Source organism: Pseudomonas graminis (genome assembly GCF_001705435.1).
GTDB classification, from domain to species: domain Bacteria; phylum Pseudomonadota; class Gammaproteobacteria; order Pseudomonadales; family Pseudomonadaceae; genus Aquipseudomonas; species Aquipseudomonas graminis_B.
On sequence record NZ_MDEN01000062.1, the window covers coordinates 246,164 to 270,118 of the forward strand.

At 53.8% G+C, this 23,955-nt stretch carries 25 protein-coding genes and 1 pseudogene; 12 read left to right on the plus strand and 14 right to left on the minus strand.

What is annotated here, in order from left to right:
• Positions 1-14: 14 nt before the first annotated feature.
• Entirely contained in the window at positions 15-278 is a 264-nt protein-coding gene (locus BBI10_RS13165) for a hypothetical protein (RefSeq protein WP_065988951.1), read from the minus strand.
• 199 nt (positions 279-477) lie between these two features.
• On the opposite strand from BBI10_RS13165, the gene BBI10_RS13170 reads away from it, so the two are divergent.
• The 3 genes from BBI10_RS13170 to BBI10_RS13185 all read left to right on the plus strand — a co-directional run bounded on the left by BBI10_RS13170 (position 478) and on the right by BBI10_RS13185 (position 3,533).
• On the plus strand, positions 478-1,266 hold the full coding sequence (locus BBI10_RS13170) for a hypothetical protein (protein WP_065988952.1): 789 nt from the start codon (positions 478-480) through the stop codon (positions 1,264-1,266).
• Between the two features lie 559 nt (positions 1,267-1,825).
• Positions 1,826-2,494, plus strand: a complete 669-nt coding sequence (locus BBI10_RS13175; RefSeq protein ID WP_083233098.1) for a hypothetical protein — start codon at positions 1,826-1,828, stop codon at positions 2,492-2,494.
• A 307-nt stretch (positions 2,495-2,801) separates the two neighbouring features.
• Positions 2,802-3,533 (plus strand): hypothetical protein, encoded by a 732-nt coding sequence (locus BBI10_RS13185; protein WP_083233099.1) that lies wholly within the window; start codon positions 2,802-2,804, stop codon positions 3,531-3,533.
• Between the two features lie 426 nt (positions 3,534-3,959).
• Here the strand turns inward: BBI10_RS13185 and BBI10_RS13190 are convergent, their stop codons facing one another.
• The 7 genes from BBI10_RS13190 to BBI10_RS13220 form a co-directional block, all read right to left on the minus strand.
• Positions 3,960-4,223, minus strand: a complete 264-nt coding sequence (locus tag BBI10_RS13190) for a hypothetical protein (RefSeq protein WP_065988955.1) — start codon at positions 4,221-4,223, stop codon at positions 3,960-3,962.
• A 205-nt stretch (positions 4,224-4,428) separates the two neighbouring features.
• Positions 4,429-4,938: an SMI1/KNR4 family protein gene (locus tag BBI10_RS13195; RefSeq protein ID WP_065988956.1), complete on the minus strand. Its 510-nt coding sequence runs from the start codon at positions 4,936-4,938 to the stop codon at positions 4,429-4,431.
• A 76-nt stretch (positions 4,939-5,014) separates the two neighbouring features.
• A complete protein-coding gene (locus tag BBI10_RS13200) occupies positions 5,015-5,515 on the minus strand; it encodes a hypothetical protein (protein WP_347876469.1) in 501 nt (166 codons plus the stop codon).
• A 92-nt stretch (positions 5,516-5,607) separates the two neighbouring features.
• Entirely contained in the window at positions 5,608-6,039 is a 432-nt protein-coding gene (locus tag BBI10_RS13205) for a hypothetical protein (protein ID WP_083233100.1), read from the minus strand.
• Between the two features lie 6 nt (positions 6,040-6,045).
• Positions 6,046-6,354, minus strand: coding sequence for a hypothetical protein (locus BBI10_RS13210; protein ID WP_065988957.1), 309 nt, complete (start codon positions 6,352-6,354; stop codon positions 6,046-6,048).
• 62 nt (positions 6,355-6,416) lie between these two features.
• Positions 6,417-6,719 carry a hypothetical protein gene (locus BBI10_RS13215; protein ID WP_065989087.1) on the minus strand — a complete coding sequence of 101 codons (303 nt, stop codon included), beginning with the start codon at positions 6,717-6,719 and terminating at the stop codon, positions 6,417-6,419.
• A 277-nt stretch (positions 6,720-6,996) separates the two neighbouring features.
• The gene (locus BBI10_RS13220) at positions 6,997-7,530 is read right to left on the minus strand and encodes a hypothetical protein (RefSeq protein WP_065988958.1); all 534 of its coding nucleotides are present in this window, start codon (positions 7,528-7,530) and stop codon (positions 6,997-6,999) included.
• Positions 7,531-7,920: 390 nt separating this feature from the next.
• Between BBI10_RS13220 and BBI10_RS13225 the strand changes: the two genes are divergently transcribed.
• Both BBI10_RS13225 and BBI10_RS13230 read left to right on the plus strand, forming a co-directional pair.
• On the plus strand, positions 7,921-8,463 hold the full coding sequence (locus tag BBI10_RS13225; protein ID WP_065988959.1) for a CbrC family protein: 543 nt from the start codon (positions 7,921-7,923) through the stop codon (positions 8,461-8,463).
• Between the two features lie 18 nt (positions 8,464-8,481).
• Positions 8,482-8,952 (plus strand): hypothetical protein, encoded by a 471-nt coding sequence (locus BBI10_RS13230; protein ID WP_065988960.1) that lies wholly within the window; start codon positions 8,482-8,484, stop codon positions 8,950-8,952.
• Positions 8,953-8,954: 2 nt separating this feature from the next.
• Here the strand turns inward: BBI10_RS13230 and BBI10_RS13235 are convergent, their stop codons facing one another.
• From BBI10_RS13235 to BBI10_RS27980, 6 genes are all read right to left on the minus strand, one after another.
• A complete protein-coding gene (locus BBI10_RS13235) occupies positions 8,955-9,239 on the minus strand; it encodes a hypothetical protein (protein ID WP_065988961.1) in 285 nt (94 codons plus the stop codon).
• On the minus strand, positions 9,236-10,162 hold the full coding sequence (locus BBI10_RS13240) for a hypothetical protein (protein WP_065988962.1): 927 nt from the start codon (positions 10,160-10,162) through the stop codon (positions 9,236-9,238). The genes BBI10_RS13235 and BBI10_RS13240 overlap by 4 nt, the downstream gene beginning before the upstream one ends.
• A 102-nt stretch (positions 10,163-10,264) precedes the next feature.
• Positions 10,265-10,510 (minus strand): DUF6966 domain-containing protein, encoded by a 246-nt coding sequence (locus tag BBI10_RS28585; protein ID WP_065989088.1) that lies wholly within the window; start codon positions 10,508-10,510, stop codon positions 10,265-10,267.
• A gap of 68 nt (positions 10,511-10,578) precedes the next feature.
• Positions 10,579-10,998, minus strand: coding sequence for a hypothetical protein (locus BBI10_RS13250; RefSeq protein ID WP_244160356.1), 420 nt, complete (start codon positions 10,996-10,998; stop codon positions 10,579-10,581).
• A gap of 155 nt (positions 10,999-11,153) precedes the next feature.
• The gene (locus BBI10_RS13255; RefSeq protein WP_065988963.1) at positions 11,154-11,417 is read right to left on the minus strand and encodes a hypothetical protein; all 264 of its coding nucleotides are present in this window, start codon (positions 11,415-11,417) and stop codon (positions 11,154-11,156) included.
• Between the two features lie 8 nt (positions 11,418-11,425).
• Positions 11,426-12,823, minus strand: coding sequence for a DUF6861 domain-containing protein (locus BBI10_RS27980; RefSeq protein WP_244160357.1), 1,398 nt, complete (start codon positions 12,821-12,823; stop codon positions 11,426-11,428).
• Between the two features lie 749 nt (positions 12,824-13,572).
• On the opposite strand from BBI10_RS27980, the gene tssI reads away from it, so the two are divergent.
• The 7 genes and pseudogenes from tssI to BBI10_RS13295 form a co-directional block, all read left to right on the plus strand.
• Entirely contained in the window at positions 13,573-15,426 is a 1,854-nt protein-coding gene (tssI, locus tag BBI10_RS13265) for a type VI secretion system tip protein TssI/VgrG (RefSeq protein WP_065988964.1), read from the plus strand.
• Positions 15,427-15,437: 11 nt separating this feature from the next.
• The gene (locus BBI10_RS13270) at positions 15,438-16,028 is read left to right on the plus strand and encodes a hypothetical protein (protein WP_244160358.1); all 591 of its coding nucleotides are present in this window, start codon (positions 15,438-15,440) and stop codon (positions 16,026-16,028) included.
• A 29-nt stretch (positions 16,029-16,057) separates the two neighbouring features.
• On the plus strand, positions 16,058-16,507 hold the full coding sequence (locus BBI10_RS13275; protein WP_065988965.1) for a DcrB-related protein: 450 nt from the start codon (positions 16,058-16,060) through the stop codon (positions 16,505-16,507).
• 5 nt (positions 16,508-16,512) lie between these two features.
• Positions 16,513-20,709, plus strand: coding sequence for an RHS repeat-associated core domain-containing protein (locus BBI10_RS13280; protein WP_065988966.1), 4,197 nt, complete (start codon positions 16,513-16,515; stop codon positions 20,707-20,709).
• 7 nt (positions 20,710-20,716) lie between these two features.
• Positions 20,717-21,148 carry a hypothetical protein gene (locus tag BBI10_RS13285; RefSeq protein WP_065988967.1) on the plus strand — a complete coding sequence of 144 codons (432 nt, stop codon included), beginning with the start codon at positions 20,717-20,719 and terminating at the stop codon, positions 21,146-21,148.
• A gap of 4 nt (positions 21,149-21,152) precedes the next feature.
• Positions 21,153-21,581 carry a tetratricopeptide repeat protein gene (locus BBI10_RS13290; protein ID WP_065988968.1) on the plus strand — a complete coding sequence of 143 codons (429 nt, stop codon included), beginning with the start codon at positions 21,153-21,155 and terminating at the stop codon, positions 21,579-21,581.
• Positions 21,582-21,592: 11 nt separating this feature from the next.
• Positions 21,593-23,881, plus strand: a pseudogene (locus tag BBI10_RS13295) (RHS repeat-associated core domain-containing protein); the annotation flags it as partial.
• Between the last annotated feature and the right edge of the window lie 74 nt (positions 23,882-23,955).

Sequence of the window (23,955 nt, forward strand, 5' to 3'; positions counted from 1 at the left end):
TGCGGCCGCGTTTGCTAGATCGCGCTGCCTCGGTTCGAGCCTGGCTTTTGCATCAGCAACTCGTCCATCTCTCGCCGACGGCAACGGTTGACGAACTCAAGCGCTGAGGCGAGATCGTGGTGGAAGCGTTCGAACATGTGCGCGTCAATTGCGTAATATTCTTCGTAGTCCGCTAAGCCGCTGCTTACGGGGAATGATACGTAGAACTGGCCTGAGGTTTCCTCGATGCCTAGTGAGAATCTCTCTTCTCGGTTTACGTAAGTGTCGCTGAATGTCATCGTTCGTAGGGCTCCAGTTTGCTTGCTAAAGCAGCTTTAGCGCTGCCTCATTTTGCAATATCTCGTAAAGCTCGCTGCGCAAAGCTTTACACAGGTCGGTTGTCGTTGAGCAAGGCGGTGCGAATGAGGTCGAGTTTTTGTCTGGTCAACCGTCAGTGATCGACGATGAATGTATGTGCTTATGGGCTAGGGAACGGTAATGATTGATGAGCATAATCTCAAGAAGGTCAGTTGGACATTGCTAACATTCCTTTTATCCATGATGGCCCTAGGTCCATCAAATCTTGAATATTTCTGGCATCTGTATCTCGTGGTGGCGCTGCTGGCGATTCTGTGGACTCTCTACCTGGTTTATTTTTGTGAAAGATTTACCGCTTACATGATTTCGCTGGTCGTGGCGTTTTTAGGCGCGTTTTGTTTACCAGTCTGCTCGGTCGCGTATCTCGCTGCAGGAAGCATCTGGGGCAAAGAGGGGCTTGTGCCCTTATTGCTAGGGTGCGCCCCGGTTGGTATCACGCTGCTGATCTACTATGTACTGGCCAAAGGCAGACCATCCTTTCATCCGTTCGAATATAACGGGCTAAAAGTCCAGCCGAGGTATCAGGATAGGCAGCGAGCAACTGCCTCGTATAATCCCGTGTTAGTTGCCGCAGCTACAACCTTGGCGGCAAGTATCACTATAAATTCACTCGGCCATTTAACTGCTGCAATGGTCGCTATGGTTGGATTGCAGGCGTTTTGCATCGCCGCGTTGTTTCACGCTCGGCACATCATCAGGGGGCTACGTGCGCTCCGCCTTCAAGAACAATCAATGCCTACGCCCTACACGTTCATGCAAATTGACCAAATCCGCGAAGCGCGGAGGCGTTGGTATTTGAGCAGATGGTTCTCACGTCGATCGCGTCTTGGAGGGCGTCGCAGGATGACTGATTGCTCAATGATTCGTCTCAACTTGGTTTGGTGGGTATCTCGCGTCGCTGATTTGTGAACGGTTATGGCGACGGAAACGGCGCGTGTGGGTTGACGTCATCCGATAGCCCGGCGGGATGGAACCGGAAGGCAGTTGCAGGGCAGAAGCCAGTGCCCATTCGCCGATGGGTGCGCGTCTAACACATTTCGACAATCCAGAGACCGTTTGGCTGCGCAGTCTTCCTGCAACGAGGCGGACTGCTGGAACTCCCAAGCACGATACTCAACGCTGCGCAAAATCGACTCACCGGGTTGACAGGGAGATGCTCAAAAGTGTCTCCTTTCTCGCGGTGACGCCTGTAACGATTCTGAGACTGTGACCTCCTTCGCAGTTTATGCGCTGCGAAGATATGAGAGGTCCGACTTCCTGAATACTTTTCGCAGCCGGTTGCAAGGCTTGGAATTCAACTACGGGGACAGTTGCCGCCGATTGCAATTTTTTGTTCGAAAAGCTATCGCTCGCTACAAGCGTTGATAGAGCGACCGGGAATTCATCATTAATGTGCGGATTGGAGTTATCTGGTTCAATGAATACGATGTATGATCCAGACCCGCGTACAATCAAACGAGGTCCCCTATTGACCTTTCTGTTTGTCGTGGGCGCAGGTGCGTTTGGGCCTGCTAACTTTCCTGAATGTACTTGGCTATATTTCGGTTTCGTGGCCTTATTCTTTTTATATACGCTCTATATGATTTACTGGTGTGAAAGTTTCACCTCTTTCACGCTCGGCATGTTTTCGTCATTTGTATTCTCATTTGGCGTCGCTGCGGCGGGTCTAGCCCATGTTGCGCTTGTCGTAGATTTGCACGCTTCGAGATCCCAGGCTGCCGTTGCAAATATAGGGCTCGTGGCGTTGATGGGATTGATCTATGCATTTGTCTATTTTTCTCCCCGTAAGAGTTTTCCTTTTCAAACCGATGGGAACAAGGTTTCACGTGTCGCTATGCGAGGCAGTGATTACAGTCCCGGCCTCATTGCAGGTGTTGGTACAGTGGTATCAGCTCTTTTGATTAACTCTGTGTCATCACTGACGTCTAGCGCCGTCGCTGTGTTGGGCGTCTTTTTTTGCTGCGTGGTTCTCATGCTTTATGAACGGGATGCGATTAGCGGCCTGCGCACCCTCCGTTCTCGAGAGAAGTCCATGCCTGCTCCATTCACCTTCAAGCGAATCGACGAGATCCGTGAAGCCCGCAGCCGTTGGTGGATCAGTAGATTGTTCAAGTGGATTAGTTCCCGGCACCAGTGACCAGGTGCATGATTAAAGGTGATTCTGCGCACGCTGAATTGTCTCTTCGCGTGTTCGCTTAAGGGGTAAAGGAGGTTTACATGATCATGGTCCTCGCAGCGTTTCTCGTGCCGCAGAGCGTACGGCTGATCGAGTCTAGGCTCTGCCAATCCGAAACTGCCCAGTGGCGCGCTGGCGACGGACGCAGGACCTCTAACAAATCAGTCGTTGCTTGGGAGGTATGGATTGGGTTGGAACATTTGTTGATCCATAGGGTTGAGGCAAACAGATAAAGAATGCGTTGAAGCGTTGAAAAGGGTGATGGCTGATGATTTTGGACTCCGATTATCTTAAGCGTGGTGCTTGGGTCTGTTTCAGTGTGCTTGTGTTTGCTATGGTTTTAGGGCTCTCTGCTGTACCGTTCTTCTGGTGTGTCTACTTATTTTTTTTTATCTTGAAGCTTAGCTGGTTTCTTTACCTGATCTATTTTTGCGAGAGGTTTACATTTTATTTGTGGTCGGTCTTAGCAAGTGTGCAGAGTTTTCTGATCGTGCTGGCAAGCAGTGTTGCGTTTTCTTCCGCCGCCGACGTATGGGGCTTGGCAAGTGCCGAGGCATTCATTGCAGGCTTGTTACCCGTGGCTTTAGTATTTTTGACTTATTTTATAATCACGCGCACAAAACCGTCGTTTCATCCGTTTGAATACAGTGGAAACAAGGTAAAGGTAGTGCCGAGAATTAGTCAGAGTAAGTCAGCAAGGTATCCGGCTGCGTTGTTGGCTGGTGCCTCCACATTAGTCGCGAGTATCTTCGTCAAAATCTTTGGGGTACCCGCAGCGGGAGTTATTGGTGCGGTCGTCCTGACGACCTGCGCTTTAGTGATTCTTTACCACCTGCGTCATTCAGTTAGAGCGCTGCGCACGTTGAGCATAAAAGAAAAAACCACATCAGGGCGCTACACGTTTATGGAAATCGACGGCATCCGCGAAGCGCGCGGTCGGTGGTGGATCAGTAGATTTTTCACCTGGGTTGCCTCTAGGTGCGCCTCGACGGACGCCTAGGCCATTTGGGGTATGGTAGCCCGTATTTCCCAGTACTTTCGGCAGGTACCCGGTACAAACGGGATTCCGGCAATCGGCTCTACCAGAATGCTGGAGTAACTATAGGTGATTTTGTTCCCCACTTGACGTAGCTAGTAGGCCGTCTGGCGCTGCAGTGCCCTCTGGATCTGGTGAATCCTCACTAAGACCTTGAGCTTGACCCTGAAACTACGGCGCCGCCGCGGTAAGGGTAGATCACTAAATGTGTATCTAATGTGGGGCCAAGTTCACGAGTGGCCATGGCTATGTCACTTTTAGGGAGGATTTACACATTAGCCTCGACCACCTTTGTCGTCGGCATCGTAAATTACTTGGGAGAGAGTAGCCTTGCTGCTAAGCGTTTCCAGTCCTCAAGACGCTGCCATATTCGTGAATTGATTCGGCGAGTTATATAGCTTCCCCTCGTCTAGTTCCGGGCTTCTGTATGAGCAGCTCGTCCAGCTGTCTGTTGCGGCATTTGGTAACGAACGTCAGTGCGGCATTCAGATCACTTTGGAATAGATCAAGCTGCGCGCGATCAATTTCGTAATACTCTTCATACTCAGTCATGTCATTTCTCACCGGAAATGAAGCATAGAACTTTCCTGAAGATTCCTCTATTCCTAGTGAGAAGCGCTTTTCGCGATTGAAGTAAATATCTGTAAATTTCATAAGATCCTCTGCGATAGATCAGTCTTTAAAATTCGAGGCGCGGATACCTCTTATTGATGCCGGCAGGTGTCCTTCATCACGTCGTGCAGAAGCGCGGCAGGTATCGCGATGGACAGATCACCGATGTCACTTTCCCGGTCTGCGAAAAATCAGTTCGTTCGCGCTCACCATGCCACCTGGGCGAACCGCCCTAAAGAGTGATATCTCAGAAGGACAAATCGATGCTGATGATCTTTTTGCTCTTTTCCAACGCTTCGCTATCGCTTGCCCCGTCTGGCGCTAACCGGTTGAGGAAATCTTCAAGGCTGGACGAAATCAAAACATATCCCCGGTCTTCATTCGCTGCGTCATGTACCCAGTAGTGAACGGCTCCAGTTGCTTTATCGATGCAAAACTGGTCGCCCGTCGGCGACTCGCCGAATGTGTAGGTATTGTTGGGGATTCGTCTGGAATACATGTTGTTCCTGTGGAAGATGTTGTATCCGTCGGGTGATAGGCCATAGATGATGTCCAGGTCGTAGGTCCCGGTCTGGCTCACGCACTGGGCACCTCGCGTGAAGACTACTGCTCCGCCTAGATCGGAGGTGAGATCCAGCAATAGATCCTCAATCTCAATGACACATCCCTCCTGCAGAGGTTCGTCAATCTGGCGAGAGGTTGGGTTTGCGCAATGAGCCCCGAGTACCTCAGACATTCTTTTGCTGATTGCTCTCATGTTGCCGCTCCTGACCCGATGACCCAGTGCCGATCCTTCAAATGATTATGCTCCATCAGGAACGTAGTCAGGGCCGTTAAGCTTGTCCCGGACGTGGTGTGCTGTGCGCACCAAGGGATCCCACAGGCCTGCCTCGCTGTTTCCACGCAGCGCCTGCCCAACGTTGGTCGGCGGTCAACTCAGCCCTGCGTTCGACCAAGCGTCGTTTGAGGATATCTGAGACGGCACTCAAATCAATCTTGGGCAGCGCTGCATATGGCCCGTCTGGCTGCGCTTCTTTATTCGCGAGGCAGTAGCAGTAGCACCAGATCCAGCGTTGAGCCATATAGATCGCCCGATTTTGATCTGGATAATGGTTGAGCAGTTTCAGCAAAGCCTGAACAAAACTCGCTGAGAATGAAGCGTTACGGGCGTTAAATTGCGGCATGAACAGCCGATCAAAAGCGACGACAACATTCTGAGGGTCGGCGTTGTCGTCTTTGGTCTCGAGAAAATAAAAGGGCTCGCCTGCGAGGAATCTGTCGAATTCATCGTGATGCAATGCAAGCTCAAGTACGGTGGCAGGTTCCTTGTTCATTCAGTTCTCCATCGTGAGCGTGTGGCGCGTGAACGAGGGTGATTTACGGCGTGGTCTGCGCGGGCTGCTTAATTGGAGGGAGACTACATCAGTTAGGTCGCTTCGAAGGCGTGTTCGGCTTCGATTATGATAAGACCCAGTGACAGGTTGTAAGGCCACTGATCCGTAATGACTCTAGCCATCCCGAGCTTACGATGGCTGATCAGTTCCGGAATCTCGCCTCGCGAAATCAGGTGTAAAGCCTTCAGTAGTACTGCTTTGAAGCGAATGAGTTGATCCTCGGTGGTGATCTCAAAAATCGCCTGCCGCCGGGCAGTCAGTGCGCAGTCAATTGCACGAAGGGCCGCTTCTATTTTTTGTTTGGCAGTTTCTCTGCGGTTCATCTTGGTGGCGTCCTGCATGACTTTTCTTCCGTTTTCAAGATTCAGAAGCTCCCGGCCCACGTGACCAAAACTGCCAGCAGCATACCGGTGATGGGCGCCGGTTGAGGAGAGCGGGCGTTGCTCAAGCCAACCGAACGCCATCAGCGCCTAGTGGTTTTGAGACCTGAATTCACGCATCCATTTCAGGGCAGGCGTTTCTCCCCCTGTGAGCTCAGTGCAAAAAGTTGCAAACGCCTGCTCAAGCGCTTCATACGCCTGGAGGCCTCGTTCGCTAAAGCGGTATCGCCCCGGAATCTGGCCCCACTCCCAAGGCGTCGTAATCGCCCCTTCCATGACGAGCTTTAGCAGAGGCTTCAGTTCAGCGTATAGCTCCGCTGCCTCAGCATCGAGATCGGCATACGCCTTGAGATGGGTTTCCAGGTTGAGTGCTGCAGCGTGAAGCTTGTTGTTACTCATGGTGAGTTCCTTCGCATGCAGCTGTGCGTGCAAATCTTTTGTAGATAGTGAGCTCGAACGTGTTACTTGCCGCGTCTCGCTTTGAAGGCTTTGAGAGCGTCGGATTCGCCGCCGGTAAGCTCAATGTAGAACGCAGCGTATGCTTCGGACAAATCACTGTAGCCTTGGAGATGGGTCTCCGAGAGCAGCCTGTAGCCTGGGATATCTCCGATTTCCACCGCCTGAAGAATGCTGCATCGCTCGGCCCGCTCGATAAGGTCCTGAAGCGAACCCGATAGTAACGCTGCGGCAGGGTCAACGACTGCGTATTTATCTAGCGTGCGCTGCAGCTCACGCGCCGATGCCTGGAGTTTGTTTTTATTCATCGCGGCCCTCTTCAAAACTGCCTTCCTGCGCATTACAAAAGCTGACCCTGCTGGTCAGCGCTCCGCGGCAAGTTGCCGGTCTAAACGGGATTTCAGTCATCCTCTAGCCCTCGCTGCTCAAGTGGTGTTGAAGCGAGCCGCCACGGCTCTGCTGATGGTTGGGTAACCGCACCTTCGTGGCGTTCGGGCCGCAGTCCGCAGGCTGTGATCTGAGGGTGATGCGGACTCATGGAAACACGCTTCGAATCGGCGCAAATGCCAATAGACGAACGTCCCGCTAGAGATTATCAGGCACGAAGTCGGGACCTTCAAACTTGTCCCGAACGCCTAACGCCATGCGCATCAATGGCTCCCAGAGACCTTGCTTACTGTTCCACGACTCGCCTGCCCACCGCGTGTCGTTAATCAATTCAGCTTTGTTGGCCTCAAGTTCATGCTTGAGCGCTCTTGCGATGCCAGCTGTATCCATTTCAAAAAGGTCACCATACTTGCCGTTTGGATTTGACTTCTTTTGGATGAGGCAATATTGGTAATACTGGATCCAGTAAGATACAGCATAAATCGCTCGATTTTTGTCTGGGTAGGTGTCCAGAGCCTTTAACATTGCTGTTGCAAATTTGACCGCAAAGGTTTGATTCTTGGTTTTTGTCCAATAGTCGAGCACTAACAAGTCGAAGGCAGCCTTCACGTTTTGTGGTTCTTTGGTGTCTACCTTGGCTTCTTGAAAATAGATGGGCTCGCCGACTATAAATTTGTCGAGTGCGCCGTCCGCTAGCGCGATCAGCAACACATTGTCCAGGTTATCTGTCATTGGGTTCACGTCCTTGCGCAGTCAATTGCACGGATGGCCACCTCTTTTTTTGTTGGCGGTTTCCCTGCGGTTCATAGCGGGGGTGGCATCTGGCATGATTAATCCTTTCGTTTCCAGGGCCCAAGGCCTACCCGGGGCACGTGACCATACTCCCGCTAGCATACCGGTGATGCGTACCGGCCGGGTAGGATGAGCTCCTCAGCTTGAAGCTAGATATTAGCTATGGTGAATTTGCTCCGCACGCAGCTGTGTTTCCAAGCCAAGCGCGTGTTCGCTGATCGCCATGGAGATGTGCCGATTTATGGTCACCTGGATGAGCAATCCGCCATTTTTTTGCTCGATTCAATTAGCGTGTAAGAATGCGATTAAGCAATCACCAAGGATGCGTTTATGACACTGCCCCGCTTTATCTACCATCCCGATCCCGTCGGTACCGGTTCGGTGCAATCCTCTTCCGACACTTGCGTGAGGTGCAACCAGGCGCGCGGCTACATCTACGTGGGGCCGGTATACGCCGTCGAGGAATACGAAAACTGCATCTGCCCTTGGTGCATTGCCGACGGGAGTGCGCACCAGCGTCTGGGCGCGACGTTTGCCGATGACGAGAGCGTTGGCCTGGATGGCGAACACACGCTTAACGAGGCGCAGATCGCCGAAATCTGTCAGCGCACGCCTGGTTTTAATGGCTGGCAGCAAGAATGCTGGTTCACTCACTGCGACGACGCGGCCGAATTCATTGGCAAGGCCGGCCACACAGAATTGCTTGAAATGGGGCCAGCAGCCATCGCCGCCGTTCGGGACTCAACAGGATTGGAGGAGGGGCCGAAGTGGCAAGCGTTCTTTACTGCCCTGGATAAGGATCATGGGCCTACGGCTTACCTCTTCAAATGTCGCAACTGCGCCACGCTAGGCGCTTATCAAGACAAACATTGACGCCCAACGTTGAAGGCTATGAATAAAACAGAATGGCAAGCTCTCAAGCTCAGGCTTAAAAAGTACTTCGCGATTTTCTTCCTGATCTGCATTGTAGGGGCGCTTATCTATGGCTACATCCACAAACCTGAGCTTCCTCCGCAAATAGTCCTGAAGCAAAACTTCATACCGGGGGAGTGGCTTTATATCGTGGAGGAGGCGAGGGACCGTTCAGAGCCCAAGTGGTTAAGGTTCTACATGGATCATCGTGAATCGACTGACGAAACCATGAAGGTGTATTTGGGCAAGACCCCACCCTTCCTGGTCTCGGACACTGACTTGAAAGACGTGGAAATCAAGCGTGTCCCCAACGGCCTGCATATCAAGCTGAAAGGCGCCATCTCGGATTACCGCAGCGACCTTTACCTGAAAGACGGGGACACTTACACGACTTACCGTGTAAGCCTTGAACAAGTCGAAACCCGACCGCCCTTGCCGAGCGGCCGGTGAGCCTATTTCAGTAAAGCAACCACTGCGCAGGCAAGCATGATCGCCAGCGCCGGCCACTGCATCGGCACGAAAAAGAAGTGGTGGCGAACGCCATCGGGGTGAAGCTCGCGATTTAACACAAAGCCCAGCACAACGTTGATGGCTGAACCAATACCCACTGCCAGCAAGAATTGCATCAGCGATAAATCACTGGATTTAGCGCTGGGGTCCATCAACAACCAGCTCAGTAACAGCACCATGGCCAGTGGTGTTAACAGAGTCATCCAGCCTGCGCCGCGATAGATCATCGTTGGATGTTCATTTCGAAGACATTGGACGCTGGCTCGCGTGCCTGCTCTTCAACCCCCAATACGATATCGAGGGTATTGAGGAACAGGTCATGGCTCAGAATGCCGGTGGCGATGGTCGACAATACCGGCTTGCCGTTCTCGTCCTTGATCACCACGTTTTCGGTCCAAGTGCCTAGATTCACCGTGCGCAGCGACGACATCGGCACTTTGTTGCCTTGGTGCTCGAGGAAGTCCCGGCTCACAAGAATAGGCGCAGTAGTGACTTTGAGGAAGTTGCCGGTCACTCGCTTGCCCCAGACCTGCTTTGAACTGATGCAGTTGAAGATGACCGAACGGCCCGACTCCAGCGCTTCGGCCACGGCCGGCAGCCGCGCCCGTACGTGTAAGTCACGGACCAGCTCCTGAAATGCCTGGAAGCCTTTCAGAGTATCGACCACTCTATGAAAGGGTTCTGAGGCATCGCGACGGTAGGCCAGGTTTGTGATTAGGCCCGTCAATACGGTCTGCCCGGAGCTGAACAGATACAGATCCTCTATCTCGGCAAACGCCGTGTAGTCGCGCTGGTCTTTAGTGATGCGCACGATGCCGTTTCCATAAACTTCGTAGTCGGTACTGCGCAGCTTCTTGTGCCAAGCGGTGGTACCCAACAGGCATAGACCGATAAGGGCCAACAAGCCGGTCGTGAAACTAAATACGACGTCCTGGCTGGCGAAATTCATGGTCATCCCGCGGGACGTGTGAAGCGTGACCGGGCCGTTATCGCCCATTGGCACAATCGTGCTCAGATAGAACACGAATGCGGCGAGGCCCAAAAACACTACGGCCAATATCAGGCCGAAAATCAAAAAGGCCTTGCCCTGGCGGAACGTTGCGATCAGCTCGCCGGTGTCGGAGGAAGTGTGGAAGTTGTTTGGTTGCATGAGTGTTTGCGTCCTTGTCTTTGGGATGTATACGCGGCCTTGGTCGCGGGCCGGGGCCAATGCTACTTTTCTAGCTAGTGGGGCGATGGGGTACAGAGACAGCTAGTGGCGCATGCAGAGCTCATATAACCGGGTGCGGAGTTCGGCAAACTCATTGTTCTCGTCGATCAAGGGATGGCCGTCGCAGTACAAAACGATGTCAGTCAGGGACCCCATTCCTCCGTACAGTCCTAAGATTTGTGAGAGGGCAAAGTCATAGCCGTGGGGTAGATCTGCTCGATACTGATCGAGACGCTCAGCCCATTCGTATTTATTCCCGACGCGCAGTAACGCAGACATGCGGGTCATGATTGCGCTTATCGGAACGATATTCGTCACTTCGGAGGTCCGGATGCCGTCGCTTCAACCGCAGATGATCACGATGGATCACCGCCTACATGTTTTCGGCAAGTCTCTGGTCCGAAGGTCACTTCAGTGATTGGCTCGGCCTGGCTGCTTGAGTAGCTGTAAGTGATCTTGTTGCCCAGCCCAAGCAGGAGCAAATAGGCCGTCTGACTGCACAGTGCCTTTGGGATCTGCTGAGCCAGGTAGCTCTCGTAGTACACCCGCTCACCTGGCCGATTGTCATAGCCGTAAAGCGTGATTTTGTAGAGCACGTTGTGATTGGTGTAGCTGATGTTGTCGATGCGGGTTATAGGGTCGAGCATGATGGGGAGCTGTTTCTGTTGCTCGGCAATAACGGCTTTTAGCGCTTGTTCACTGTCCTGAGCGTACGTCGGTGTGATGCACAAGAGCATTATCGCGGAGGCGAGCAAGCGTCGGTCTATGTGTGTCAAATTAACGTTCCTTGTTGGCGTCATATTTGCAATTTGCTGACCGCCGCTCACCTCCAGTAGTGGTGAGTCACGCAACAACTTGGGCGGCTCGGCCTCGCTGCTGGAGGTTTTCGGTCCCAGCAGCGGCCGGAATATCCGGGGATAAATTCCCTGAGTTAGTTAGCTGACCCTCTTCTACTGCCAGGCTTCTGAATCAACAATTCGTCTAGTTCTCTGCGGCGGCAACGGTTGACGAAAGCCAGAGCGGCATTGAGGTCCGTTTGAAACAAGTCAAACTGCGCACGGCTAATTTCGTAGTATTCCTCATACTCAATCATGTCATTTCTGACAGGAAATGAAGCGTAGAACTTTCCGGATGTTTCTTCAATTCCCAAGGAGAAGCGTTCCTCGCGGTTAAAGTAGATATCTCTAAATTCCATAATGTCCTCTACGGTATTGGAGTTGTTATCAATCGATCCCCGGATATCTTACCGGCATCAATAACGGCTTCAAGGTTACCAGCGGGTAATTTCCCTCCCGGAAGCCAGAATTCATTAGCCCCCGCTTCATTGCCGGATGGAATACGCAGGCCTAGCTCGTTAGGAGACGGGATATCAATACGCACAATCTTATCCTTTTCTAGGAACCCTTCAGGAAGACCGAGTTTCTGTTCCAGAATTCTTTTGTCACCCGCCGCCTTCGCGAAGATTTCGTCCACTTCATGGTGGGGCATAATGAATGACGTGCCGTCTGTCTGACCTATTCCGTATTTTTCAAAGTTACGCACTGGCATCACACGCGAAGCGCCGTTCTTAAACTGTGCAAGGTGATACTCCATGTATTCAGGCGTCAGATACACTGAAGGATCAGGCCTCGATCCTTGCGGTATCGCCAGAACATCCTCTGCAGTCCATCCCTTTTTAAACATCTCGATCTTAGGAGGAGCACTCCGCTCACCGCGTCGCTCCGGAGGTGGTTCAGGCTCCGCCTTTTTCAATGGCGTCACATCTTTCGGTTGCAATTCCTGCAGTTTAAGAAGCTGCTGCTCATTGCGCGCCAACCACTCCGCAAATTCCTTGTTCGTGATTTCAGCCCGCAGCCTGAAACTCCGTGTCGCGACGCTTTCCATAGCGTTTAGAGAGTACCTGCCCATCAAAAACGCCACGATGGCGGTCAAAAGCAGCAGAACGTACTGCTCTTGCCCGCTTGCGAATTGTCGGGCGGCGCGTTCGATCCGCTCTTGAATCATCGCGGCTGAACCGCCGGTTGGGTCGAGACCTGGGGGTTTCAAACCATCTTCGGCCCGCCATGCGGTCATGAATCCTTCACTTAAGCTGCTAGCGCATGGCCCGACGCCTTGCCGGAAGTACTCAGCTAAGGACGCCAATCCCAGCGCCATGAGAATAATATTGCCCACTTCCAAGCCGATACTGCCGCCGACCGCTGCTCCCGGTAGTGCGCCCGCTCCGAAAGCAAGAGAGCCGACTGCGCCTCCAATCCCGGCGCCCACTGCAACGCTCCCCCCCATTATCATCACCACTTCCCGCACCAGCTTCAGCAGCACCGGCAAGATTTCAGTGATGTTGATCGACGCCAACTTCCGCGTGAGGTCGTCCAGCACTATCGGGTAGGAAAGGGTCAACGCTTGCCGGACGTGATCAATCTGGGCCCCTCCATGGTCGGCATAGACTTGGCTTGCGCCATTGCTAAGTCTACGGGTGAACCCATCCCAACCGTCGTTGGCGCTCTGCAGGCCCTTATCGATACTTTGGTTTAGCTCGCCGAAGGTTTGGTCGAGGTTTCGCTCAATATCGTCCCAGCTAGGTATGTTGGCTAAAAAGTCCATTTACACATCACAGTCCTGGAGAGAGGCGCCATGGAGCGCCGTGAGTGAGCGTGGGTGTTGCGGTTGGCCGTTACAGCTAGCACGTTGCCAGCAGGAGCGGTCAAGTCCGCTATCGACCACTAAAGTACGATTTAATTTCCACCGGCGCGCATTTTTCTCAGGTTTTTTACACTCAGCAATGATGGCAGACCACAGTCACTGAACCAACCGATGCCTATAGCCCCCGGCAAGCGCCTGTGATTACGGGCACTTCGAGACATTCACCCGCCCGTTAAGAAATTTCAAATGGAATACACCATCCTGCGTGTCCCTTCGCAAAATCGATTCACCGGGTTGACAGGGGGAGGCGCATAAGTGTCTCCTTTGCCGCTGTGAAACATCTGTAACGATTCTGAGAACGTGATGTCGTTCGCGAATTCCGGTGCCTGGTGGCACTTTCGCATTGCAGCGCGGTCGCAGTGTCCAGCAATTGAATTTTTACCCGGAAGCTGCTGGCGGCGCTGCCGATTGCGCACATGCGCGCGGACCCGACCGTCGATTCCGAGACTGTTGTTTTAAAGAAGCGTCTGTAGCCCGGGTCCTACGTGATTGTAGGAATGCCCCCACGGCCGATGGCGAACGCGCCCGGTGGCGCGTCATCGACCCGTTAGCGACGATGCAACAAGGGCTCCGGCCCCCTTGTCGGCTCGTAACCTGTTGTTGCTGAGCATGGCGGTAGCGTTCTACCCCGTGCCATCCAGGAGATTTTCATGATGATGGACCTTGCCGCGTTGCTCTCGCCCCAGAACCGGCGCCTGTTCAAGTTCAATAACCTCGCCAGCCCGGAACAGCAACTGCTGCTCGAGTCCTTCAAAGGTCGGGAAGCGCTGTCCCAGGCGTATAGCTTCGAGCTGCTGCTTATCTGCGAAGATTCCGGCGTCGAGCTCAAGTCGATGATGGGGCAACTGGTCACCATCGAAATCGAATTGGCCGACAGCACGCCTCGTTATATCGCCGGTTACCTCACGCGCTTTGCCAGCACCGGCAGCGACGGCGGCATGGCCCGCTACACCGCGACGCTCAACCCCTGGTTCTCGATGCTGAAAAACCGCTTCGACACGCGGGTCTTTCAGGGCAATACCGTCGAGGAAGTGGTGACCCAGGTGTTCGCACTGTGCCCGGCATTCTCCCGCCATGAATTCCGCCTGACCAAGCCGCAAAAGCGCTACACCTACATCACCCAATACCGTGAAACCGACTTCAACTTCGTCCAGCGTCTGCTTGAAGAAGAAGGGATGTTTTACTACTTCGAGCACACCGCCGAAGGCCACACCATGATCATCTGCGACGACTCCAGCATGCTGCAGCCGTTGCCGGAACAACCGCAGATCCGGTTCCACACCGCGTCCGTCACCGAGACCGCAGACTCCATCACCAAGTGGAGCGGCAACCGCCAGTTGCAGGCGGGCAAGATGGCCGTGCAGACCTTCGACTACCGTCAGCCCAACAACCGTCTGCCCGTCGGGATGAACAGCCTGAACAAACAGGGCGACGTCGAGACGTTCGAGATCTACGACTTCCCCGGCCAGTACACCCACGGCACCTACGACGAGGGCGAAACGCTGTTGCGTCTGCGCATGGAAGCCCTGGAAATCCGCGGCAAAAAGTTCGAAGGCGCGAGCAACTGCCGCGCGATGAAGCCCGGCTACACCTTCGAGCTGGTGCAGCACTACGACCACGATCAGGGCTCCGCCGACGATCGTCAGTTCCTGCTGATGGGCGTCGAAAGCGAAGGCCACAACAACTACCTCAATGGCCATCAGGCCAGCTACTACAACACCTTCTCCTGCGTGCGCAAAAAGATTCCCTTCCGCCCGCAACTGTCCACGCCGCGACCGACCATCTCTGGGCCGCAGACCGCCATCATCGTCGGCCCGCCGGGCGAAGAAATCTTCACCGACGAACTCGGTCGCGTGAAAGTCCAGTTCCACTGGGACCGCAACGGCAAGTACAACGATCACAGCTCCTGCTGGGTCCGCGTCGCCCAGTCGGGTGCCAGCGGCGGTTTCGGCAGCATCCAGATTCCGCGCGTCGGTGATGAAGTTGTCGTGGTTTTCCTGGATGGCAATCCGGATCGCCCGCTGATCATGGGCAGCGTCTATAACAGCAAAAACACCCCGCCGTGGTCGTTGCCTGCGAACAAGACGCAGAGTGGTTTTCTGACGCGTTCGACCAAGGGCAGTGCGGCCACGGCGAATTTCTTCCGCTTTGAGGACAAGTCAGGCGCCGAGCAGATCCATATGCACGCCGAGCGCAACTTGGACACCGAGATCGAGGTGGATGAAAAGCACGAGGTGGGGAATAACAGGACCATCACCGTAGGCGGCACCCATACCGAAACGATCAAGCAAGACACGGTTATTAACGTGCAGGATGGGGCATTCAAGTTGTTGGTAGACAACAAATACATCTACATAGAGGCCAAGCAGCAAATTGTCCTGCAATGCGGCGAAAGTAGCATCGTTATCACCCCTGATGGTATTCAGATAAAGGGCAACGTCATTATTACTGAAAGCTCAGCTGAAACGACTATCACTGGCAAAACTGTTCAAATTAACGATTGAGTGCACTCAATATGATCCGTCGCACCAGTATGTATGATCGTATTTCTGAACAACGTTTGGCCCGAGAGGCACTTGAAAAACAGCAAGCCGACCAGGCTTTAGCCGAGGCTGAGGCGCTGGCGCTTGCGCCTATCGTGGTACCTGTCGTGCCTATGACTGAAAGCCCCAGCAGTTTCAATTTTGGCGGGTTCAACTTTGCGTTTCCGGGCTGCTTCAGCATTCAGAACCTGACACTCACGCTTGACCAGAATGGTGAGCCTGTGGAGGTGTCGGTACGACGTCGCACTGTCAGTGAGCAACAAACGCTCGAACTGTTGTTTGATGAAGCCATTGCAGCGTTGCGGCAGAGTCACCCGCAGATGCGCATTATCCGGAAAAGAGAATGCCTGTTGGCAGGTAGCCCTGCGTTAGCGCTGGATTATCGTTTCAACGTCGGCCATAGCGACCACCACGGTCGTTTTGTTGCAGGGTTGGTTCCGCATGCCGGGGGGATTGCACCCCAGTGGCTGTCGATTGGCTGCAAAGTCGATCCGAACAGCGAAGCGCTCAGTCAGTGGTTGTTGCAGTTTGATCAAATGCTCGACGGCTTGGCAGGCGTCTGAACGACACATATTCAAGGAAAGTATTTCCCATGGACTATCAGATTCAAGAAGGCCGTTTCGCATTGCCGGAAGGGTTTCAGGACCGTTCGGTCAATATCTTCGCGCTGAATGGCAGTGGTCCTGCCTCGCTTAGTATTACTATCTCGCGTGATGACACGCTGCCTGGGGAAGACATTAGTGCTTATCTTGAGCGTCAACTCAAGCTGATGGCTTCCAAATTGCGCGGTTATACAGTGCTGGATAAGAAATCTGCGGCATTAAACGCTGACCAGCCGCTTCAGGGTTTGCAGATCAGCGCCTACCATATCGTCGAAAAGCGACCCATTCACCAACGTCAGGCCGCCTTTATCATCGCGCCGGCGCGCGTGTTGGTGTTTTCCGCCACGAGTCAGCTGGATTTCACAACCGCGCAAGACGCTCAGTGGAACGAGCTACTGGCCAGCTTTGTGCTCAACTCCCCCACGCTTGAACAGGAATAATCCCCATGTTCGAGGCCGCCCGATTACATGATGGAATAGAACATACCAGCGCTTTGAGCGGCTTCTTAGTAGGCGCTCTAGTGGGTATTGCGGTGGTCGCTTACCTCAGTTTTACCTTCTGCACTGCAGGTGTTGGCGGTTTTCTGTTGGGTATGGCTTTCGGCGCCATGGGCAGCGGAATCGCATGGTTGGGTGAGATGGCGGGAAGTTTGTTTAGCTCTCCCGCCGGTAATATCCAAACCGCATCCCCAAATGTATTTATCAATTCACTCAATGCAGCCTACGCGATCGTCAGCGTTGGCGTATGTACCAAGCATCCGCCTACGGTTTTAGTCGCCGAGGGTTCTACCAACGTTTTCATCAATGGGAATCCTGCGGCACGCAAGGGCGACAAGCTGACGTGCGGGGCCAAAATTGCGACAGGATCCGACAATGTAAGAATCGGTGGGGGCACTCAGGCCTATCTACCGATTGACGATGAAATACCGGCACCGCTTCGATACGGCGTTGACATTCTGATGGGGGCCGCAGGCGGCGCGAAGCTGATCTGGAACATCTACAAGCTGGGTGCACAAGCCGGCCTCAAGGCCGCTGGCCCCTGCGCGGTCGGGTTCATGGCTTCAGTACTTGGCGGTGATTTACTCGGTCGCTACGTCGCAGGCCCCTTGCTGGGCCGCGTACTAGGCGGCCTTCACGGTAATCCCGTCGACACCACGACGGGCCGCAAACTGTTGACAGATGAAACCGACTTCAGCTTGCCGGGTTTGATGCCGCTCGAGTGGTCGCGCTTCTACGCCAGCGATCTCAACGTCGACAGCGCCCTTGGCAAAGGCTGGGTGCTGCCGTGGGAACAAAGCCTGCGCTGCTACAACGGTTTCGTTTACCTGACCGACAACCAGGGGCGAACTGTTCCGTTTGTGGGTATCAACCCCGGTGAGCGCCTATACAATCCGCACGAGCAGATTTTTCTCGTCCGCACCGAGGGCGGCCACTACCTGCTGCAGACGCTGGATAACGTCTTTTTTTACTTCGGCGAAGTGCCCGAAGACAACACCTCAGTACCGCTTCAACGCATCGAAAACGCCTTTGGCCATTTTCTGCATTTCACACGCACGGCCGATGGCAAGCTAACTGACATCAGCGCGACCGGGGGGCTGCGCGTGCATTTGCACTACAACCACCCACTCGGTCGCCTTACAGAGGTCAAACGTATCGTCGGTGACCAAGCGTTTGAAACCTTGGTCACTTACCGCTATGACGACAACGGCCAGTTGAGCCAGGTCAGTAATCGCAACGGCGACACCCTGCGTTATTTCAGCTACACCGATGGCATTATGACGCGGCACAGCACCGCGCTCGGCCTCGCCTGCGAATACCGCTGGAAAACAATTGACGGCCAGCCACGTGTGGTCGAGCACTGGACCAGCGACGGCGAACATTTCGATTTCGACTACGACTTCAAGGCGCGCACCACCCGCGTCACAGACGTGCTGGGTCGCGAGGCGCTGGTTCACTACAACGCCGATCGCCGGGTGACCGCTAGTCGCGACTTCGGCGGAGAACAGTACGCAATTAATCTGGATGACTTCGGCAACATCGTCGGCTTGACGCTGCCCGACGGCAACCAGCTGACACTCAAATACGACGAGTACTCGCGCCTGATCGAGGAGGTCGACCCGCTGGGTCGCAGCACGCGCTATCAACATCACCATTTGACCTCGCTGGTCAAACAGGTCAGCTATGCCGACGGGAGTACCTGGAGAGGCCATTACGACAACAAGGGCAACCTGATTGAGGAATACGACGCGCTGGACCAGCGCACCGAGTATTTCCACAACGATGACGGTTTGGTACACACCATCATCGATGCCAACCACAAGTCGAAATTCGTCTGGTGGAACAATCACGCACAGGTTGAGAAGTTTCAGGACTGCTCTGGAAAGTGCACCACTTACCAGTACAACGAGCGCCTGCAGCTGGTTTCGGTCACTGATGCGCTGGGCCAGACCACCGAGCTGGAGCTTAAACCTGCGGGTGAAGTGCTGCGCATCAAACATCCCGATGGCACACAAGAAGCGTTTACGTACAACGCTTTTGGACAAGTCCTTACTCATACCGACGGCAAGGGCCAGGTCATCAGGTTGCAACGCAACGAGCGTGGCCTGCCAAGCTCGCGGCAAGACGCCAAAGGCCAGCGCATCCGTTACGAGTACGACAAAGCGATTCGGCTCACCGCATTGGTCAACGAAAACAATGCGACTTATGAATTTGCTTATGACGCTTCGGATCGCCTGATCGAAGAAAAACGCATCGACAACCTGACGCGTCGGTTCACCTACAACTTGGGTGGGCATCTAACGCGGTTGGACGAAATCGGTTACGGGGTGAGGGCAGAGCGGCCGCAGCGCAGTACGGATTTTGAGCGTGATGTGATTGGTCGCTTGCTCGCGAAAGTCAATCAGGATGCTCGGCAGGATTACGTCTATGACGACGCGGACCGGTTGCTCAGCATTCACCGACTGCCTTCAAGCATTGGCAAGAAGCTCGGTGTTGCTGAAGAGACCCTCGACTTCAGTTATGACCTGCTGGGTCGCTTGGTAAAAGAAACGACGCCGCAAGGGGCGTTGGCCTACGAGTACGATCCGCTTAGCAACCTGACCACGCTGACGTTGCCGACTGGCCAACACCTGAATCACCTGTACTACGGCAGTGGTCACCTGCACCAACTTAACCTCGATGGATTGTTGATCAGCGACATGGAACGCGACGACCTGCATCGCGAGGTTTATCGGTCTCAAGGCAAACTGACCAGTTGCTTTGGCTATGACGCGATGGGCCGAAAGAGCTGGCAGTTCTCATCAACCATTCCGGCTGAAAAGCTGTCGCAGATCCAGAACCCTGGCATTAATACCTCGTTGTTGGTGGATCATGCTTACAACCCGATTCACCGGCACTACGAGTACGATCCAGCAGGAGAACTGACCCGCACGCTCGACAAGCTGCGCGGTGAGATCAAGTACGAATATGAAGCCAACGGCCAGCTGCATAGCCGTGACACCGGCCGCCTGGTTGATAGCGAAGAGTTCAGGTACGACGCTGCCGCCAACCGCTTGAACTTCAACACCAGCCAGTTTGATCAGGTCAAAGACAACCGCATCAAGCAATGGCGCGATCAGGAATATACCTACGACGCCTGGGGCAACCTGATTGAAAAACGGTCGGGCTTATCCAAGCTGCAGACATTCACCTACGACTGCGAAAACCGGCTTGTGCGTGCGGAGACGATGGTTAACAGCCAGGTGCATAGTGTTGGTACGTATCGGTATGACAGTTTGGGGCGTCGGGTTGGGAAGACGTCTGAGATTGAAGGGCAAACCGAGCACAAGCATTTCCTCTGGCAAGGCCTGCGGATGCTGCGTGAGGAAACGCCTTGGCAGAGCAGCCTCTATATCTACGAGCCCGGTGGCTACGCGCCCTTGGCGCGAGTGGACCAAAACGAAGGCGAAGAGGAGAAAAAGCTTTACTACTTCCACACCGACCAGATTGGTACGCCGCTTGAGATGACTGATGTCGAAGGCCAGATCGTTTGGCAGGCGACGTACAAGGCGTGGGGCGAGGTTGAAACGCTAGCCGTGAATGAGGTTGAGCAGAATCTGCGGTTCCAGGGTCAGTACTTCGACGACGAAACGGGACTGCACTACAACACGTTCAGATATTACGATCCGGAAGTGGGGAGGTTTATAACTCAGGATCCGATTGGGCTGGTGGGAGGTAGTAATCTCTATGCTTTCGCGCCTAACACTAATGTTTGGATTGACCCTTGGGGTCTGAGTTGCAGAACAGATTACGTCGGGCGAACTCCAGGAAAAGGCAGCAAAACTGGACGAGAGGTGATTGGGGATATGCGATCCCAGGGAAAAATACGCGGCGAGGGAGAAGGCATGAGATTTAAGGCCTCTGACGAACAGTGGTATCCAATAAAAGAGGCAGACATGGCTCATAAAACAGATGCAGTCACGTATTGGAATTCTAAGGGCGGATACTATGGAGCTAAGTCTAAAGAGGTGAGGAGCTGGATGTTGGATTCGAAAAACTATGAATTGGATCACTACTCAATTAATCGATCTGCAGGCGCCAAGCTAAATCAGTTGTATCGTCCTCCTGAAAGCATGGTCGGTCCGCACGAAAACTTTAATTACTGAGAATGCTATGGAAGATTTGAGTGTTGTTGATCGTGAGCTGTCTGACGCCATTGTTAATGTCGTCGAGTCAGGTAATCGTTTTGAGTCCGCCGGGAACGGTATTGAATCTTTAAGTATGTATCGTGAGGCATGGTCCTTGCTCCCTGAACCTAAGAAGAATTGGGATCTGGCTCACTGGATAGCGAGTTGCTTCGCGACCTCATATTTCGCCGCCAAGCAATACGATGAGGCAAAGAGCTGGTCCGTGATTGCTATGGATACTAAACCTCCGCGGGAGACAAGTAGCGTTGTAGTCTTCGCTAGCGCTTGCTATGAGCTTGGTGAGACTCAACTGGCCTTCGAACATTTCGATAAGGTTTTTAAGTTCGGCAAGAAACGAGCATTCGAAGGTTTCGACAGCAAGTATTTGAATTTCTATCTTGATCATCTCAAAGGATAGCCATATGTGTGATCTAGAGGATGATATTTATGCGAAGGTTTCGGAGCTAAGTGAGTTGGGGAACTCACACATGGACAGCAGGATGTATGAATTAGCGTTTGATGATTTTCAAAAAGCCCTTGAGCTGCTTCCGCAGCCCAAGGAGATTTGGGATGCTTACACTTGGTTAAAGGCTGGAACGGCAGATGCTCTCTTTTTTCTAAAAGATTACGAGCGCGCTACTGCAGAGCTGTTTGATGCAATGAATGGGCCCGACGGTGCGTTTAATTCATTTGTTTTACTTAGGCTGGGCCAGGTGCTCTATGAGCAGAATAAGCCGAATGCAATAGAGTATTTATGCAGAGCGTACATGATGGAAGGCGAGAAGATTTTTGCAGATGAGGATGGTAAATATATTGCGTTGGTAAAATCTCATCTTGATGTTGAGTCCTAGAGCGCTGCTGTTACGGCGGCGAACGCTACGCCATGGACCTGGACGAAGCCGGCAACCTGACCGGCATCACGCTACCCGATGGCAATAAGCTGGCCTTCAAGTACGACGACTTCTCCCGCCTGATCGAAGAGACCGATCCGCTGGGCCGCAAGATCCGCTACAAACACCACCTGGGTACGACGCTGGTGACCGAAACCACGTTCCCCGGTGGTAGTGTCTGGAAAACCCGCTACGACGACAAAGGTAACCTGATCGCTGAAGTCGATCCGCTCGGCCACAAGACTGAGTACCTCAACAGCGACGACGGCTTGCCGCACACCATCATCGACGCCACCCACAAATCCAAATACCTGCGGTGGAACGCGCTGGCGCAGGTGGAGCGGTTTCAGGATTGCTCTGGCAAAAGTACGTTTTATACCTACGACGATCGGTCCCATCTGGTCGCCGTCACCGACGCGTTGAATCAGACGACGCGACTTGAGCGCAAACCCGACGGCGAAGTTGTACGCATCGAGCACCCGGACGGCACCGCTGAGTCGTTTACCTACAACGCTCTTGGCCAGGTCCTTACGCACACCGATGGCAAGGGCCAGATTACGCGACTGCTGCGTACTGCACGCGGATTGCCTGCCAGCCGTCAGGACGCCAAAGGCCAACGCATCAGCTACGAGTACGACAAGGCGAGTCGTCTGACCGCACTGGTCAACGAAAACAATGCGACTTATGAGTTTGCTTACGATGCTTCTGATCGACTGATCGAAGAAAAGCGCATCGACAACCTGACGCGTCGGTTCAGCTACAACCAGGGTGGGCATCTGACGCGGCTGGATGAAATCGGCTACGGCGACAGGGCAGAGCGGCCACAGCGCAGTACCGAATTTGAGCGTGATGTGATTGGACGGTTGCTGGCTAAGGTCAACCAGGATGCGCGGCAGGATTACAGTTACGACGAAGCAGACCGGTTGCTCAGCATCCACCGTCAGCCTTCAAGCATTGGCAAGAAGCTGGGTGTTGAGGAAGAGACGCTCGACTTCAGTTATGACCTGCAGGGTCGGTTGGTAAAAGAAACGACTCCGCAGGGTGCGCTGGCCTACGAGTACGATCCGCTCAGCAACCTGACCACGCTGACATTGCCGACTGGCCAGCACCTCAATCATCTGTACTACGGCAGCGGCCACCTGCACCAACTCAACCTCGATGGTCTGCTCATCAGTGACATGGAGCGCGATGACCTGCATCGTGAGGTCTATCGGTCCCAAGGCAAACTCACCAGCTGCTTTGGTTATGACGCGATGGGGCGCAAGAGCTGGCAGTTCGCGTCGACATTGCCTGCGGAAAAGCTTTCGCAAATTCAGAACCCGGGCATCAACACCTCGCTGTTGGTCGATCATGCTTACAACCCGACTCATCGGCGCTACGAGTACGACCCTGCAGGCGAGCTGACTCGCACGCTCGACAAGCTGCGCGGTGAGATCAAGTACGAATATGAAGCCAACGGCCAGCTGCACAGTCGTGACACCGGGCGCTTGGTTGATAGCGAAGAGTTCCGATACGACGCTGCGGCCAACCGTCTGAACTTCAACACCAGCCAGTTCGATCAGGTAAAAGACAACCGCATTAGGCAATGGCGGGATCAGGAATATACCTACGATGCTTGGGGCAACCTGATTGAAAAGCGGGTAGGGCTGGGCAAGCTGCAGACCTTTACCTACGACTGCGAAAACCGGCTCGTGCGTGCTGAGACAATGGTCAACAGCCACACGCACAGCGTCGGCACGTATTGGTATGACAGCCTGGGCCGGCGGGTTGGGAAGGCGTCAGAGATCGCAGGGCGAACCGAGCACAAGAAGTTCCTCTGGCAAGGCCTGCGGATGCTGCGTGAGGAAACACCGGCGCAGAGTAGCCTCTATATTTACGAGCCGGGCAGCTACGCGCCGCTAGCCCGTGTCGATCAAGCCGAAGGTGAGCCAGAGCAGAAGCTTTACTATTTCCACACCGACCAGATCGGCACACCGCTTGAGATGACGGATGTGGATGGTCAGATCGTTTGGCAGGCGACTTACAAGGCATGGGGTGAAATTGAAACGCTTGCCGTGAGTGAGGTTGAGCAAAATCTGCGGTTTCAGGGTCAGTACTTCGACGATGAAACGGGGCTGCACTACAACACGTTTAGGTACTACGATCCGGAGGTGGGGCGGTTCATCACTCAGGATCCGATTGGATTGTTGGGTGGATCTAACCTCTACCAATACGGGCCGAATACCACTGGCTGGATTGACCCCTTTGGCCTATGCAAAAGCTCAGTGAGTGGGGATAAAGGCAGGGCTAAGGCCGCCCATGATATTGAGCAAAATGGGTACAAGGTCGTAGCCGA